The sequence below is a fragment of the Tepidicaulis sp. genome, assembly GCF_965222285.1.
Classification (GTDB): Bacteria; Pseudomonadota; Alphaproteobacteria; order Parvibaculales; family Parvibaculaceae; genus Tepidicaulis.
In genome coordinates this window covers 1902021-1917935 of sequence record NZ_OZ244942.1, presented here as the reverse complement: position 1 = coordinate 1917935, position 15915 = coordinate 1902021, and the positions used below count along the sequence as shown (strand labels likewise).

Genomic DNA, 15915 nt, shown 5'->3' with positions numbered 1-15915 from the left:
CATAGCCGGGGCAGTGAGTGATGGTAGGGGAAGTAATGTCTGATTCCGCGTATGCGCTGTTCTGGATGGCGGTTGCCGCCGTCCTCTTGATCGCCGCTTTGCTTTTCACGCCGCTTTCAGCGCGCGCCGAAACCACGCGCGTGGTGCCCGGCTCGCGGGCCGAGGTGCAGCTTTCCTATGCGCCGGTCGTGCAAAAGGCCGCGCCTGCCGTGGTCAATGTCTATTCCAAACGGGTGGTGAAGGAGAGCCCATCTCCTTTCTCCAATGATCCATTCTTCCAGCGCTTTTTCGGCGACCGTTTCAGCTTCGGTGTGCCGCGTGAGCGGGTGCAACAGTCGCTGGGTTCCGGCGTCATCGTGCGGGGCGACGGGATCATCGTCACCAACAATCACGTGGTGGCGGAGGGTGACAGCTTTACCGTGGCGCTGGCGGACCGGCGTGAATTCGACGCGGAGCTCGTGCTGGCCGATGAACGCACGGACCTTGCCGTTTTGCGCATCGACCCTAAGGGCGAGACGCTGCCGGCGATTACCTTCAAGGATTCCGATGCGGTCGAGGTGGGCGATCTGGTGCTGGCGATCGGCAATCCCTTCGGTGTCGGGCAGACCGTGACGAGCGGGATCGTCTCGGCGCTGGCGCGCACGCAGGTCGGGGTGTCCGATTATCAATTCTTCATTCAGACCGATGCCGCGGTCAATCCGGGCAATTCCGGCGGTGCATTGGTGACGATGGACGGTCAGCTGATCGGCATCAATACGGCGATCTTTTCCCGCTCGGGCGGCTCGATCGGGATCGGCTTTGCCATCCCGGCCAATATGGTGCGCTCGGTGGTGGAATTCGCGGTCGATGGCGGCACGGTGAAGCGGCCCTGGCTCGGGGCGAGCCTGCAGCCCGTCACCTCCGACCTTGCCGAAAGTCTGGGCCTTGATAGGCCGGGGGGGGCCTTGGTGCAGAATGTTTATCCGGGCGGGCCAGCGGATAAGGCGGGCCTTCGCACCGGGGACGTGATCCGCGCCGTCGATGGGCGCGATGTGTTCGACCCTCAAAGCGTGCGCTACCGGGTGGCGACGAAGGCGGAAGGCGCGCGCATGGAAGTTTCCTATGTGCGCGGCGGGCGCACGGGTACGGCGCGGCTCTCCCTGCAGCTTCCACCGGAAGACCCGCCCCGCAATGTGACGGAGCTTTCGGGCCGCAACCCCTTTTCCGGGGCGACGGTGGGCAATCTTTCCCCCGCCTTTGCCGATGAACTGCGCATCGACACGCTGGCGACCGGCGTCGTGGTTCTGCGCGTGCAGCGGGGCAGCCCCGCCCAGCGGATCGGGGTGCGCCCAGGCGATATCATCATTTCCATCGATGAGGATGAGGTTGGCGATACGGCCGAATTGCAAAAGCTGATTGCTACGCCGCGCGGGCAATGGGAATTCAAGATCAAGCGCGGGGACGAGATTTTCTCGGCCAGTGTGCGCGGCTAGGTGACAAGCTGGCGGGACGGGGTGAGACGCGCGCCGTTCCGTGCTAGGCATAGCGGATGAACACGCTTTTCGATGCAGCCGGAATGGGCGATGAGGCGCCGCGGCCCCTGGCGGACCGTTTGCGCCCGAAGTCGCTCGAGGAAGTGGTGGGTCAAAGCCACCTGATCGGCCCGGAGGGGCCCATCGGGCGGATGGTCGCCTCCGGCCATCTTTCCTCGATCATTCTCTGGGGGCCGCCCGGTACCGGCAAGACCACCATGGCACGGCTTCTGGCGGGGCATGTGGGGCTCGAGTTCCATCAGATGTCGGCGATCTTTTCCGGCGTTGCGGACTTGAAGAAAGCCTTCGAGGCGGCCCGCGCGCGGCGGGAGACGGGCAAGGGCACGTTGCTTTTCATCGACGAGATCCACCGGTTCAACCGCACCCAGCAGGACAGTTTTCTGCCCGTGATGGAAGACGGCACGGTGACGCTGATCGGGGCGACGACGGAGAACCCCTCTTTCGAGCTGAACGCCGCTTTGCTCTCGCGCGCGCAGGTGCTGGTGCTGAACCGGCTCGATGATCCGGCGCTCGAAGAGCTGCTGAAGCGCGCCGAAGCTTATGAGGGCCGCAGCCTTCCGCTTACCGAAGAAGCGCGGGCCTCCCTGCGGGCCATGGCGGATGGGGACGGGCGGTTCCTGCTCAATATGGCCGAGGAGCTTTTCGCTCTCGATCTGCCGGAGGTCGTGGAGACGGACGAGCTGATCCGTCTCGTCCAGCGCCGCGCGCCGCTTTACGACAAGGGCCGGGAAGGGCATTACAATCTCATCAGTGCCCTGCATAAATCCGTGCGCGGCTCGGATGTGGATGCGGCGCTTTACTGGCTGGCGCGGATGCTGACGGGCGGGGAAGACCCGCTTTATATCATTCGCCGGGTGGTGCGCATGGCGGTCGAGGATATCGGCCTTTCCGACCCGCAGGCGCTGCGCGTGGCGCTCGATGCGAAAGAGGCCTATGACTTTCTCGGCAGCCCGGAAGGCGAGCTGGCGCTTGCCCAGGCCGTGCTTTATATGGCGAGCGCGCCGAAATCGAACGCGGCTTACAAAGCCTATGGCCAGGCCATGCGCGCGGCGAAGGAGACGGGCTCCGTGGCGCCGCCCGCCCATATCCTCAATGCCCCGACCAAACTGATGAAGGAGCTTGGCTACGGGGAAGGCTATGTTTATGACCACGACACGCCGGAGGCTTTTTCGGGGCAGAATTACTTTCCCGATGAAATGGACCGCCGGCAGTTCTATAAGCCGCCCGAGCGCGGGTTCGAGCGGGAGATTGCCAAGCGGCTCGCCTATTGGGCAAAGCTGAGGCAGGAGAAGACAAAGTGAAAATGCTGCTATCTGTGGCGCTGGGCGGAGCGCTGGGCGCGTCCGCCCGTTATCTCTTTGCCGCACAGGCGCTGCGCCTTTTCGGGCCGAATTTTCCCTGGGGCACGTTCGGGGTGAATGTCATCGGCTCGTTCCTCATCGGCGCGCTGGTGGAAGCGGGCGCCTTGCGGCTTTCGCTTACCCCTGAGATGCGCGCGTTTCTCGTGACGGGCGTGCTCGGCGGCTTTACGACCTTCTCCGCTTATTCGCTCGATGTGGCGAACCTTTTTGAAAAGAAACAGGCGGGCCTGGCGCTGCTTTATGCGTTCGGTTCCATGGGCCTTTCCATCGCCGCGGTCTTCGCGGGACTTTATGCCGTAAGGGCGGTGCTGACGTGAGTAATGTCGAACAAGTGGATGTCCGCGCCGAAGACGACGGCGTGCGCCTCGATAAGTGGCTGAAGAAGCGTTACCCGGGCCTCACTCAAGGGCGCGTCGAAAAGCTGCTGCGCACGGGGCAGGTGCGGGTGGATGGCGGGCGCGTGAAAAGCAATGCCCGTCTTGAGGCCGGGCAGATGGTGCGCGTGCCGCCGCTCGGCGATCTCAGCCCGCCGCCGGCAAAGCCGAAGCCAAAAACCACGCCGCAGGACCGCGCCTATGTGCAGGAGCTGGTGCGACATAAGGATAGTTCGCTCATCGTCATCAACAAGCCGGCCGGTCTTGCCGTGCAGGGCGGCTCGAAAACCGAACGCCATCTCGACGGGATGCTGGAGGGGCTGAAATTCGATGCGCCGGAGCGCCCGAAACTCGTCCACCGGCTCGATAGGGATACGAGCGGCGTGCTGGTGCTGGCACGGACCGGCAAGGCGGCGGCCTATCTCGGGCGGGCGTTCAAAAAGAAGGATGCGCACAAGATTTATTGGGCGCTCACCGTCGGTGTGCCGCGCCCGGCGCAAGGCACGATCCGTATGCCGCTTGCCAAACTCGGCGGGCCGGGGCGCGAGCGGGTGCATGCCGCCGAGTTCGAGGATGAAGAAGCGAAAAACGCCACGACCCATTTCGCCGTGGTGGCGCAGGCGGGTCAGCGCCTTGCCTGGGTGGCCTTCATGCCGGTGACAGGGCGCACGCACCAGATCCGCGCCCATGCCGCCTATGCGCTGAAAACGCCGATTGCCGGGGACGGCAAATATGGCGGGGCGGAAGCGCATCCGGGCGGGGAGATCGAGCGCAAGCTGCATCTTCATGCCCGCGCTCTCGATATTGCCCACCCCGAAGGCGGGCGGCTGAAATGCACCGCACCGTTGCCGGAGCATATGCTGAAAGCCTGGAAACTGCTCGGTTTCGATCCCAATGATGACGGTGATCCGTTTGTGGAGCTTCTGGCATGAGCGGAGAGCTGAAACTCGTGCTCTTTGACTGCGACGGCACGCTTGTCGACAGCCAGCATATGATTGTCGCGGCGATGAACGAGGCCTTCACGCAAAACGGCCTGGAACTGCTGCCCCGCGGGGAAGTGCTGTCCATTGTGGGCCTTTCGCTTGAAAACGCCATTGCCGCGCTTTTGCCGGAAACGGACCCTGCGACCTTGATGCGGGTAACGGAGGCTTACCGCGATGCGTTCACGACCCTGCGCGGGCGGCCCGATCTGCACGAACCTTTGTTCGAAGGCGCGCAGGAGGCGCTGGACTGGCTGCGGAACGAAGAAAATGTGCTGCTCGGCATCGTGACGGGCAAATCGCAAAAGGGCCTGCGCAACATTCTGGCGCTGCATGAACTGTCCGATTATTTCATCACGCTGCAAACCGCCGACGATGCGCCTTCCAAACCCCATCCGGGCATGATCGAGCGGGCGCTCGGCGAAACCGGTGCCCGGGCGGACCACACGGTCGTTATCGGTGACACCAGCTATGATATGCTGATGGCGCGGAGCGCGGGCGCACACGGGCTTGGCGTTGCCTGGGGCTATCATGAGCCGACCGCGCTCAGCGCCAGCGGCGCGCGGCTCATTTTGCAGCATTTCGGCGAAACGGAAGAGGCGCTCGGCACGCTTTGGACGGAGTGGCAGAGTAAGGCGCAAGGCAAAGCCCCGAACGGTAAAGAGGCGGCGGAATGAGCATTGATGATGAATTGGGCCGGAACCTTGCCGCAGACCGTTTCAAGCCGCATCCGGGCAAGGACGCCAAAGCGCCGAAGCCCAAACGCTTCTACAAGGATGTGAATATCCGCGAAGAGGAAGGCGGTTTTGCCATCACCCTGGACGGGCGGGTGGTGAAGACGCCGGCCAAAGCCGTGCTGCGCGTGCCCGCCGAACCGCTTGGCCGGGCGATTGCCGGTGAATGGGACGCGCAGAAGGAACATATCGACACCTTCTCCATGCCGCTCACCAAGCTTGCCAATACCGCCATCGACCGGATTTCGGCGCAGCGGGCGGCAGTGATCGACGAAGTAATGAATTTCGCGGGCACGGACCTCCTGTGTTACCGGGCGGATTTTCCCGAAGCCTTGGCCGAGCGGCAGGCGGCGCAGTGGCAGCCGCTGCTCGATTGGGCGGAGGAAAGTTTTGGCGCGCGGCTTGCCATAACTGCGAGCGTGCTGCCGCTCGAACAGGATGCCTCGCATTTGGCGCGTCTTCGGGGCCCCGTCGAAGGGATGGACGATTTCGAGCTGAGCGGCTTTTCCAGCCTGACCGCGCTTACCGGCTCGTTGATCATCGCGCTGGCGGTCCATCGCGGTCATATCACGCCGGAGACTGCTTATGAGGCCGCCCATCTCGATGAAGCCTTCCAGGCCGAGCAATGGGGCGAGGACGCAGAAGCGCGGGACAGGCTGGTGGCCCGGCGCGGCGCTATCGAGGCGGCGGGGCGATTCCTCGCGCTTATGGGACGCTAAGCGCCTAGGCTGGAGAGATTGCCGCAACGTCACCGCCAGCTTGCGCGGGAGCGGGTGCAGAAAGGCAAGAAGCGGGTGGTCATTGCCCGGCGCGGGTGCTATTCAAGGCGCCAAATTTTCAGCTTTTCCCGGCTTTTAGGGTATCGCAAGGGCGGGTTCGCCGCCTGTCTGAAAACGGCCTCAAAACGCAAAGTAACAAGGTGAGGGGACGCCATGAAAGAAATCGTCCGCCAGTTGGAAGAGCGGCGTCAGAACGCCCGGATGGGCGGGGGGCAACGCCGCATCGATGCGCAGCACACAAAGGGCAAACTGACCGCCCGCGAGCGTATCGAACTGTTCCTCGACGAAGGCTCTTTTGAAGAGTTCGACATGTTCGTCGAACATGATTGCCACGAATTCGGGATGGAAAAGACCAAATTCCCGGGTGATGGCGTGGTGACCGGCTGGGGCACGGTGAACGGGCGCAAGGTCTATATCTTTGCCAAGGACTTTACCGTTTTCGGCGGCTCACTCTCCCGTACCCATGCCAAGAAAATCACCAAGGTTCAGGACATGGCGATCCGCACCGGCGCGCCGGTGATCGGCCTTTTCGATGCGGGCGGCGCGCGCATTCAAGAAGGCGTCGATGCGCTGGGCGGTTACGGGGAAGTCTTCACACGGAACGTTATGGCTTCGGGCGTCGTGCCGCAGATTTCCGTGATCATGGGCCCGTGCGCGGGCGGCGACGTTTACTCACCCGCCATGACCGACTTCATCTTCATGGTGCGCGATACGTCTTACATGTTCGTGACGGGCCCGGATGTGGTGAAGACCGTGACGAATGAGACCGTGACGGCCGAAGAGCTGGGCGGTGCTTCGATCCACACGACGAAATCTTCCGTCGCCGACGGGGCTTTCGACAATGACGTGATCGCCATGACGCAGCTGCGCCGGCTGATCGACTTCCTGCCGCTTTCCAACGTGTCCGGCGTGCCGGAGCGTCCTTTCTTCGACGATCCGAACCGCGAGGAACCCTCGCTCGACACGCTCATCCCGCACAATCCCAACATGCCCTATGACATGAAGGAGCTGGTGCTGAAGACGGTGGATGAGGGTGACTTCTTCGAGCTGCAGGAAAACTTCGCCAAGAACATCATTACCGGTTTCGGGCGCATCGAAGGGCGCACGGTCGGCATCGTCGCCAACCAGCCCATGGTGCTGGCGGGCGTGCTTGACTCCGATGCAAGCCGCAAGGCGGCGCGGTTCGTGCGCTTCTGCGATTGTTTCGAGATTCCGATCGTCACCTTCGTCGATGTGCCGGGCTTCCTGCCGGGCACGGCGCAGGAATATGGAGGGCTGATCAAGCACGGCGCCAAGCTGCTCTTTGCTTATACCGAAGCGACCGTTCCCAAGGTGACGGTGATTACCCGGAAAGCCTATGGCGGGGCCTATGACGTGATGTCCTCCAAGCATCTGCGCGGCGACATCAACTATGCCTGGCCGACGGCGCAGATCGCGGTGATGGGCGCCAAAGGGGCGGTGGAGATCATTCACCGCCAGGACCTTGGCGATCCGGAAAAGATCGAGGCGCATACCAAGGCCTATGAAGACCGCTTCCTCAACCCGTTCGTCGCAGCCGAGCGCGGCTATATCGACGATGTGATCATGCCTCACGGCACACGGGCCAGGGTGGCCCGGGCTCTGGCGCTGCTGCGCGACAAGGAGCTCGAAAATCCCTGGAAAAAACACGACAATTTGCCGTTGTAAGGGGGCGTCATGTTCAAGAAGATTCTGATCGCGAACCGCGGCGAGATTGCCTGCCGCGTCATCAAGACCGCCCGCCGCATGGGCATTCAAACCGTTGCCGTTTATTCGGACGCCGACCGCGATGCGCTGCATGTGGAAATGGCGGATGAGGCGGTGAATATCGGCCCGGCGCCGTCCAATCAGTCTTATCTGATTATCGAAAACATTCTCAAAGCCATCAAAGAGACGGGCGCGGAAGCTGTGCATCCGGGTTACGGCTTCCTGTCGGAGAATGCGAAGTTCGCCGAGGCGCTGGAAAAAGAAGGCATTGCCTTTATCGGGCCGAACGTCAAAGCCATCGAAGTGATGGGCGACAAGATCGCGTCCAAGAAGTTCGCCAACGAAGCCAAGGTCAACACGGTGCCGGGCTATCTCGGCGTCATCAAGGATACGGATGAGGCGGTGAAGATCGCCAACGAAATCGGCTATCCGGTGATGATCAAGGCCTCGGCCGGCGGCGGCGGCAAGGGCATGCGTATTGCCTGGTCGGAAGGCGAGGTTGCGGACGGCTTTAATTCCTCCGTCTCCGAAGCAAAGTCGAGCTTCGGCGATGACCGTATCTTCATCGAAAAATTCGTGACCGAGCCGCGCCACATTGAAATTCAGGTGCTGGCCGACGGCAAGGAAGCGATCTATGTGGGCGAGCGCGAATGTTCCATTCAGCGCCGCAACCAGAAAGTGATCGAGGAGGCGCCGAGCCCCTTCCTCGACGAAGCCACCCGCAAGGCGATGGGCGAGCAGGCCGTGGCGCTTGCCAAAGCCGTCGATTACCGCAGCGCGGGCACGGTGGAATTCATCGTCGACAAGGAAAAGAACTTCTATTTCCTTGAAATGAACACGCGCCTCCAGGTGGAGCACCCGGTGACGGAACTCATTACCGGCATCGACCTTGTGGAACATATGATCCGCATTGCGGCAGGCGAAAAACTCTCACTCAAACAGGCGGATGTGAAGCTGAAGGGTTGGGCCATCGAAAGCCGTATCTATGCGGAAGATCCCTACCGTAACTTCCTGCCCTCCACGGGCCGTCTGGTGCGCTATCAGCCGCCGGCCGAAGGGGTGACGGGCACGCGTACGGTTCGCAACGACACGGGCGTTTTCGAGGGCGGTGAAATCTCCCTTTATTACGACCCGATGATCGCCAAGCTCTGCACCCATGCGCCAACCCGCGAAGAAGCGATCGATGCCATGTCCGAGGCGCTGGACCAGTTCCGCATTGAGGGCATTCAGCACAATATCCCGTTCCTCGGCGCGATCATGGAGCATCCGCGCTTCCGCTCGGGCGCACTGACCACGGGCTTCATCGCCGAAGAATTCCCGGACGGGTTCAGCGGCATTGAGGTGACGCCGGAACGGGCGGATCTCTTCGCGCTTGTCGCTACTTATGTGAACGAGCTGCATGCGGCGCGGGCGACGGAGATTTCCCATCAGCTGCCGCACCGCCAGCGCAAGCTGCCGGAAGACTGGGTCGTGTCCTTCGGTACCGACTGGTCGCAGCGCGTCAAAGCGCAGGAAGCGGCAGGCGGGCTCGATGTGGCGTTCCTGAGCGATGATGGTGAGGTCACGAGCCGTCATCACATTTCCAGCAACTGGACGCCGGGCCAGAAGGTCTTCCGCGGGGCGATCGACGGCCAGCCGGTCGTCATGCAGCTTGACCGCGCGAAGGGCCTGCAGGGCTATCACCTCAATTATCGCGGCTCTTCGGCCAATGTCGTGGTGCGCACACGCCGCGCCCATGAGTTCGCGCTGTTGATGCCGGAGAAGGTGGAAGCGGATACGTCCAAACTGCTGCTTTGTCCGATGCCGGGTCTTGTCGTCTCCATCAATGTGGAAGTCGGCCAGGAAGTCAAAGCGGGCGAGTCCCTTGCCGTTGTCGAGGCGATGAAGATGGAAAACATCCTGCGCGCCGAGCGCGACGGGGTGGTGAAGGAAATCAACTGCGCGGCGGGCGACAGTCTCGCGGTTGACGAGATCATTCTCGAATTCGAATAGGGGTCTCATGAGCGCGGGTGCAATGAACGAGGATCGTTGCCCCGCCGGGCTCATCGAAGGCTTTTACGGCCGGGAGTGGAGCTGGGAAGACCGCCATGCATATGCCGCGTTCCTGAAGGAGCGCGGCTTTTGCTTTTATATCTATGCGCCGAAGGGCGACACGTTTTTGCGTAAAAGCTGGCAGTCGCCCTGGCCGGCGGCCCAGCATGAAGCGCTCATCGGCCTTGCCGCGGCCTATAAGGCCGAAGGACTTTCCTTCGGCATCGGCTTTAGCCCGTTCGAATTTTATCTCGACGATACGGCGGAAGCGCGCGCGGCGCTGAAGCGCAAGATGGACGAGATCAATGCTATCGGCCCCGACATTCTTTGCATTCTCTTCGATGATATGAAGGGCGATGTGCCGGGACTTGCGGGCCTGCAAGCGAAACTGACGGATGAGATTGCGGCGCTGAGCACGGCCAGCCGCTTCATCATGTGCCCGAGCTATTACTCTTTCGATCCGATCCTTGAAAAAGTCTTCGGCGCCATGCCGGAAAATTATATGCAGGATCTGGGGCGGGATCTCGATCCGGCTTTCGATGTGTTCTGGACGGGGCCGAAGGTCTGCGCGCCCGAGTTTACGAATACCCATATCGAGGAAGTGACGGAGATCTTCTCCCGCAAACCTTTCCTCTGGGACAATTATCCGGTCAATGACGGCGCGCGCATGTCGCGCTTTTTGCATCTGGATGCCTTTACCGGCAGGCCCGGCGCGCTCGGCCCCTTACTTGCCGGCCATGCGGTCAACCCGATGAACCAGCCCGCTGCCTCGCGCATTCCTTTGCGCACGCTGGAGGAAAGCTACCGGCTGGGGGAGGCGTACGATCCGCGCGCCGCTTTCGAGCGGGCGGCCCTTGCCGAAGCCGGGGAGAGCCTTGGGCGGCTTCTCATCGCCGATCTTGAGGTTTTTCAGCGTCAGGGCTTGGACAAGCTCGATGCACCGGCCATGTCCGCGCGCTATGTGCCTTTCGAGGGCACGGCGCTTGGCAAGGAAATCCTCGATTGGCTTGCCGGGCGATATGAATTCGACCCGGCCTGCCTGACCGACTAGACTGGCGGCAGGTTCACTCTTTCCGGTCTTACCGGCTCTCTTTGCAGGTCTGGGAATATGCAGCGCTGGGTTTCGGCTTTTTTCTTCCTTCTGTCCTTCTGCGCAGCAGCTGCGCCTGCCGCGGCGAATGAGGGCATGGAATGGCGCTCGGGCGAGCGGCTTTACATGACCGGCAAGGATGTCGCGCTATCGGAAGATGTGGACGGCGTGCTTACCGCGCTCGGCGACCGGATCGTGCTCGGCAACGACACCGAGGTGACGGGCGATGTGTTTCTGGCGGGCCGCGTTGCGGTGATCGACGGGCGGATCGGCGGCAATCTGGAGGCGCGGGCGCCGCGGGTGCTGATCAACGGGCCCGTTGCGGGCAATGTCTCGGTCTGGGCGGATAAGCTCGAAATCGCAGCGGATGCGGATATTGCCGGCGATCTTTCCTTCTTCGTGACCTCCGAGCCCGATATCGATCCCGAAGCTTTCATCGGCGGGGATATTTCCGCGCAGATTCTGGATAGCCCCATTTCCTTCGAGCGCCGCGCGCCGGAAGGCGAGAGCGGGGTGAATTACATCTTCCGCCTCAATTTTTCCTCCGCCGTCTTTCTCGGTTTCCTTGCCGCCATTCTGGCGCTGGTCGCCCCAGGCTGGACGAGCGCGGTGCAGGATGTCGGCCGGGCCACCCCGGCACAAGCCGTGGCCTACGGGGTCGGCTGGCTGCTCGGCCTGCCGCTGCTTGCGATTTTCGCCGCGCTTACCGTGGTCGGCATTCCGCTCGCCTTCATTCTGCTGCTGCTATACGTGGCGGGCCTGGCGCTCGGCATGGTCATGTCTATCCATCTGGTGGGCGCCGGGGTTGTTGGCGCTTTCAACATCGATCTTGGCCGCCACCGGCGCATTCTGGCGGTGGTGCTCGGCGCGCTTATTCTGTGGGGCGTCGCGGGCCTGCCATTGATCGGCGGCGTGCTCTGGTTCGCGGCGGTCAGCGTGGGTGTCGGCGCGGTGCTGATGGCCGGGCGCTCGCGCTATCTGCTTTAAGGCTTTAAGTCTCTGGTTCCCGTTTGGCCAGAAGCGGCGGGCCGATCACTTCGGCAAAGGTCTTTTTCAGCACGCTGTCCACTTCCGGCATGGAAACGGGCAGGCCGAGATCGACAAGGCTCGTCACCCCGTGTTCTGAAATGCCGCAAGGCACGATGCCGCTGAAATGGTCGAGTTCGGGATCGACATTCAGGCTGATGCCGTGGAAGGACACCCATTTGCGCAGGCGGATGCCGATAGCCGCGATCTTGTCCTCCCGACCCGCTCCGAGCTGCGGGCGTGCTACCCAGACGCCAACCCGCCCGTCGCGCACTTCGCCTTTGACGTTGAATTCGGCGAGCGCCGCGATCAGCCAGCGCTCGAGATCCTCGACGAAGGCCCGCACATCCGGCTTGCGCCGCTTCAGATCGAGCAGCACATAGGCAACCCGCTGGCCGGGCCCGTGATAGGTGTATTGACCGCCCCGGCCCGTCTCATAGACGGGAAAGCGCTCGGGGGTGAGAAGGTCCGCCGGGTCCGCGCTCGTGCCTGCCGTATAGAGCGGGGGATGCTCCAGCAGCCAGACAAGCTCGCCCGCCTCTCCCTCGGCAATGGCCGCCGCGCGCGCCTCCATAAAGCGCACCGCCTCCTCATAAGGGACGGGGGCATCGGAAATCTTCCATTCCGGCCCTTCAAGAAGGGGTGAGGGGGCAAAAGAATCCGGATTTGGAGAGGCTGGATTAACCATGTGGCAACCGCGGCATGAAATTCTGGGGCAGGTTCAGGAGCTGTCTTATGAGTGCATTAGAAGTTATGGAAAGCGTCACAGCGATTAACAAGGTCCATATCGAGATTTCGGTGGTCCTTGGCCGTTCCCGTATGCCTATCCACCAGCTTTTGAAAATGGGCCGCGGCGCCGTTATCGAGCTCGACGCCCAGCAGGATGAAGAAATCTGGGTCCTGGCCAATAATATCCCCATCGCGCGCGGGGAGATTGTGGTTCAGGGAGACAAGATTGCCGTGTCGATTACCGACAAAATCCGCAATTTCGAATCCATCGCTTAAACCTACCCGATAATTCTTTCGAAAACGCCCCTGTTGTGCATGAGGGCGGTCTCGCTGCCTCATATATAACACATTATAAGTGTTATATTTTCTATTCTACTTTCAAATATTGAATTATTCGGGAAAACAGCTTATCTGATTGTGCAATGGAAGCGACAGGGCTTTCATGATGGCACAGGATAGCCGCGATGCTGCCCATCAGCCTTGACTTGGATCTATGCCCGACCGTGCTGGTTGCTGCCGGTGAGGCGGGGGAAAAGCGTCTGGCGCTTTTGAAGGCGGGCGGCGCCGGTAAGCTGCGGGTCTTCAGCGCCGAGGCGGAAGGCCCGCTGGCAGAGGCTGCTGAGAGCCCTGAAGCGGACTTGGAAGCCGTTAAGGCCGCCCGGGTGGTGTTCGTGGCGGGGCTGCCCCGCGCCGAAGGCGAGCGTCTCGCCGCAGTGGCGCGCAAAGCAGGCGCTCTCGTCAATGTGGAAGACGAGCGCGACCTTTGCGATTTTCATGTGCCGGCCCTGGTGCGGCGGGGCGACCTGATCCTGGCGATCCTGACGGGCGGCAAGGCGCCCGGCATGGCCCGCTTCATCAGGCGCTATTTGGAGAGAATTTTCGGCCCGGAATGGGCGGACCGGTTGGACGAAGTGGCCGCGCAGCGCCTGAAATGGCGCGCCGAAGGACTCTCGCTCCCCCAGGTCAGCGCGAAAACAGAACGCTTCATTGAAGATAAAGGATGGCTCAAATGACGCTAGCAACAGCGCAGACGCAGACCGTCGACCGCCGCGCCGCGGCCATGGATAGCGAAAATGTCACGTCTTCCGAATTGCTCCGGCTCCGGGAGAAATATGAAGGCCTGACCGGCGCGCCGCTTTTGGAGGCGCTCATCAAGGACGAGTTCCCGGGCGAGATCGCTGCGGTTTCTTCCTTCGGGGCGGAATCCGCCGTGCTGCTTCACATGATCTCGCAGATTGACCCGACAACGCCGGTGCTCTTTCTCAATACCGGCAAGCTCTTCGGCGAGACGCTGCGCTACCGCGACCGGCTGCAGGACAAGCTCGGCCTGACGGACCTGCGCGCCATCGGGCCTCATCCTGACGATCTGAACGCCAAGGACCCGGACGGCGTGCTTTGGAATACCGATGCCGACGATTGCTGCTTCATCCGCAAGGTGCTGCCGCTGGAACGGGGGCTGAAGCCCTTCCGCGCCTCGATCACCGGGCGCAAGCGCTTCCAGACCTCGACGCGGGCTGCCATGCACGCCATCGAGGAAGAAAAAGTGCGGATGGGTGAGGGCACCCGCTTCAAGATCAACCCGCTGGCTCTTTGGGACTTGGATGATCTGGAAGCCTATCTCGACAAGCATAAGCTGCCCCGCCATCCCCTGGTGAAGGACGGCTATCCCTCCATCGGGTGCATGCCCTGCACCAGCCGGGTGAAAGAGGGCGGCAGCTACCGGGACGGGCGCTGGGCCGGGCTCGACAAGGACGAGTGCGGTATTCACCTGCCTGGCAACACGGATGGCGACGGTATCTGATACCCTTCGATTTAAAGCGGCGGGCGGTGCGAAGAGGCTTGTGCAGCGCAAATCTATTTGTTACATCACCGCCACCAATCGTATGGCCTGCGGACGTGGCGGAATTGGTAGACGCGCAGCGTTGAGGTCGCTGTGGGGTAAAACCCGTGGAAGTTCGAGTCTTCTCGTCCGCACCAAACGATGAAAAAGCCGGGGAAACCCGGCTTTTTTCATGCCCGGCTCAACCTATATCCTTCCCATCTGGAACTGGCGCCGCCGCCTGCTTTGTCGCAAACTAGGCGGGACGATTCGAGCGCGGCCGGGCTTTCTCAAGGTCCGGCCTTTTAGTGACCCTTTGCGCAAGGTGAGACGAATTGAGCGAAACAGCCGTCGCCAGACAAAGCGAAGAGCGTGACGATCCCTTGACCCCGCAATTCGTGCGGCAGGTGATCGATGCGCTCGACCGCGGGGACGGGGACCAGGTCCGCAATCTCATCGCGCCGATGCGCCCGGCGGATATCGCCGAGCTGCTCGATCTCATGCGCACGGATGAGCGCCGCGCGCTTGTGGAGATGCTGGGCTCGGAGCTGAAGCCCGAAGTGCTCTCCGAACTGGAAGAGGGCGTGCGCGATGAAGTGATCGCGCTGCTCGATCCGGGCGACATTGCCCAGGCGCTTGCCGAAATGGATTCGGACGACGCGGTTTATCTGCTCGAAGACCTTGACCAGCAAGGCCAGCAGGAAATCCTCTCGCAAATGCCGGCGGATGAGCGCGCGGCGCTCGAGCGGGCGCTTGAATATCCCGAGGATAGTGCCGGCCGCCTCATGCAGCGCCACCTCGTGGCGGTGCCGCCCTTCTGGGATGTGGGCCATACGATCGACTATATGCGCGAGGCGGAAGATCTGCCCGACGAGTTTTATGAAATTTTCGTCGTCGATCCCGCTTACCGGCCCATCGGCACCGTGCCGCTTTACCGGGTGATGCGCTCTAAACGTCCGACGAAAATCTCGGACATCATGAATACCGAGCAGACGCTGATCCGCGTCGATACCGACCGGGAGGAAGTTGCCCGGCTCTTTGAAAAATACGACCTGATTTCCGCCGCCGTGATCGACGAGAACGACCGGCTGGTCGGGGTGACGACGGTGGACGACATCGTCGAGGTAATCTCCGAAGAGGCGACCGAAGACATCCGGCTGATGGGCGGTATCGTCAACGAAGAGGCGGTGGGGGACAGCGTGGCGCTGACCGCGCGCAACCGTTTCTCCTGGCTCTTCGTCAATCTACTCACCGCCATTCTGGCTTCCGTTGTCATCGGGCTTTTCGATGCGACGATCGAGCAGATGGTGGCGCTCGCCGTTCTCATGCCCATCGTTGCTTCCATGGGCGGCAATGCAGGCACGCAGACCATGACCGTTGCCGTGCGCAGTCTGGCAACGCGCGAGCTCGGTCCTTTGAATGCCTTACGCTTCATGCGCCGTGAATTGCTTGTGGGCGTCGTCAACGGGGTTCTTTTTGCGCTGCTTATCGGCGTTGTCGGCGGCGTCTGGTTTCAGGATACGATGCTCGGGATCGTGCTCGGGGCTGCCATGATTGTGAACATGGTGGTGGCCGCGGTTTCGGGTATCCTCGTGCCCATGGCGCTCGACCGGATGAATATCGACCCGGCGGTCGCCTCCAGTGTCTTTGTGACGACGATGACCGATGTTGTCGGGTTCTTTGCTTTTCTCGGCTTGGCCGCCATCTGGCTCATGTGAGCGCGGGCGGAAGGAGA

15 protein-coding genes and 1 tRNA gene are annotated in these 15915 nt (G+C 61.9%); 15 read left to right on the top strand and 1 reads right to left on the bottom strand.

The features are described from left to right. Window positions 1-35: 35 nt before the first annotated feature. The 10 genes from ACOQOT_RS09090 (at window position 36) to ACOQOT_RS09045 (ending at window position 11593) form a co-directional block, all read left to right on the top strand. Complete coding sequence (locus tag ACOQOT_RS09090; protein WP_420558985.1) at window positions 36-1472, top strand: DegQ family serine endoprotease; 1437 nt, start codon at window positions 36-38, stop codon at window positions 1470-1472. A 56-nt stretch (window positions 1473-1528) separates the two neighbouring features. Continuing rightward, a complete protein-coding gene (locus ACOQOT_RS09085) occupies window positions 1529-2833 on the top strand; it encodes a replication-associated recombination protein A (RefSeq protein ID WP_420558984.1) in 1305 nt (434 codons plus the stop codon). A 2-nt stretch (window positions 2834-2835) separates the two neighbouring features. Further along, complete coding sequence (crcB, locus tag ACOQOT_RS09080) at window positions 2836-3210, top strand: fluoride efflux transporter CrcB (RefSeq protein WP_420558983.1); 375 nt, start codon at window positions 2836-2838, stop codon at window positions 3208-3210. Next, window positions 3207-4199, top strand: a complete 993-nt coding sequence (locus ACOQOT_RS09075) for an RluA family pseudouridine synthase (RefSeq protein ID WP_420558982.1) — start codon at window positions 3207-3209, stop codon at window positions 4197-4199. Before crcB ends, ACOQOT_RS09075 begins: the two co-directional genes overlap by 4 nt. Further along, window positions 4196-4924: an HAD-IA family hydrolase gene (locus ACOQOT_RS09070; RefSeq protein WP_420558981.1), complete on the top strand. Its 729-nt coding sequence runs from the start codon at window positions 4196-4198 to the stop codon at window positions 4922-4924. The genes ACOQOT_RS09075 and ACOQOT_RS09070 overlap by 4 nt, the downstream gene beginning before the upstream one ends. Continuing rightward, entirely contained in the window at window positions 4921-5700 is a 780-nt protein-coding gene (locus ACOQOT_RS09065; protein ID WP_420558980.1) for an ATP12 family chaperone protein, read from the top strand. The genes ACOQOT_RS09070 and ACOQOT_RS09065 overlap by 4 nt, the downstream gene beginning before the upstream one ends. 213 nt (window positions 5701-5913) lie before the next feature. Then, complete coding sequence (locus ACOQOT_RS09060; RefSeq protein WP_420558979.1) at window positions 5914-7446, top strand: acyl-CoA carboxylase subunit beta; 1533 nt, start codon at window positions 5914-5916, stop codon at window positions 7444-7446. Window positions 7447-7455: 9 nt separating this feature from the next. Next, entirely contained in the window at window positions 7456-9477 is a 2022-nt protein-coding gene (locus ACOQOT_RS09055; protein ID WP_420558978.1) for an acetyl-CoA carboxylase biotin carboxylase subunit, read from the top strand. 22 nt (window positions 9478-9499) lie between these two features. After that, window positions 9500-10567, top strand: coding sequence for a beta-N-acetylglucosaminidase domain-containing protein (locus tag ACOQOT_RS09050; protein ID WP_420558977.1), 1068 nt, complete (start codon window positions 9500-9502; stop codon window positions 10565-10567). A 57-nt stretch (window positions 10568-10624) separates the two neighbouring features. Then, on the top strand, window positions 10625-11593 hold the full coding sequence (locus ACOQOT_RS09045; protein WP_420558976.1) for a hypothetical protein: 969 nt from the start codon (window positions 10625-10627) through the stop codon (window positions 11591-11593). A gap of 4 nt (window positions 11594-11597) precedes the next feature. Here ACOQOT_RS09045 and lipB read toward each other — a convergent pair whose 3' ends face one another. Beyond that, window positions 11598-12320 carry a lipoyl(octanoyl) transferase LipB gene (gene lipB / locus ACOQOT_RS09040; RefSeq protein ID WP_420558975.1) on the bottom strand — a complete coding sequence of 241 codons (723 nt, stop codon included), beginning with the start codon at window positions 12318-12320 and terminating at the stop codon, window positions 11598-11600. Between the two features lie 47 nt (window positions 12321-12367). Between lipB and ACOQOT_RS09035 the strand changes: the two genes are divergently transcribed. The 5 genes from ACOQOT_RS09035 (at window position 12368) to mgtE (ending at window position 15898) form a co-directional block, all read left to right on the top strand. Continuing rightward, complete coding sequence (locus ACOQOT_RS09035) at window positions 12368-12637, top strand: FliM/FliN family flagellar motor switch protein (RefSeq protein ID WP_045448916.1); 270 nt, start codon at window positions 12368-12370, stop codon at window positions 12635-12637. A 188-nt stretch (window positions 12638-12825) separates the two neighbouring features. Beyond that, the gene (locus tag ACOQOT_RS09030) at window positions 12826-13374 is read left to right on the top strand and encodes a precorrin-2 dehydrogenase/sirohydrochlorin ferrochelatase family protein (protein WP_420558974.1); all 549 of its coding nucleotides are present in this window, start codon (window positions 12826-12828) and stop codon (window positions 13372-13374) included. Beyond that, a complete protein-coding gene (locus tag ACOQOT_RS09025) occupies window positions 13371-14162 on the top strand; it encodes a phosphoadenylyl-sulfate reductase (protein ID WP_420558973.1) in 792 nt (263 codons plus the stop codon). Before ACOQOT_RS09030 ends, ACOQOT_RS09025 begins: the two co-directional genes overlap by 4 nt. An 89-nt stretch (window positions 14163-14251) precedes the next feature. Further along, window positions 14252-14338 (top strand) — tRNA-Leu (locus ACOQOT_RS09020). Between the two features lie 177 nt (window positions 14339-14515). Further along, complete coding sequence (mgtE, locus tag ACOQOT_RS09015; protein ID WP_420558972.1) at window positions 14516-15898, top strand: magnesium transporter; 1383 nt, start codon at window positions 14516-14518, stop codon at window positions 15896-15898. Window positions 15899-15915: the final 17 nt, after the last annotated feature.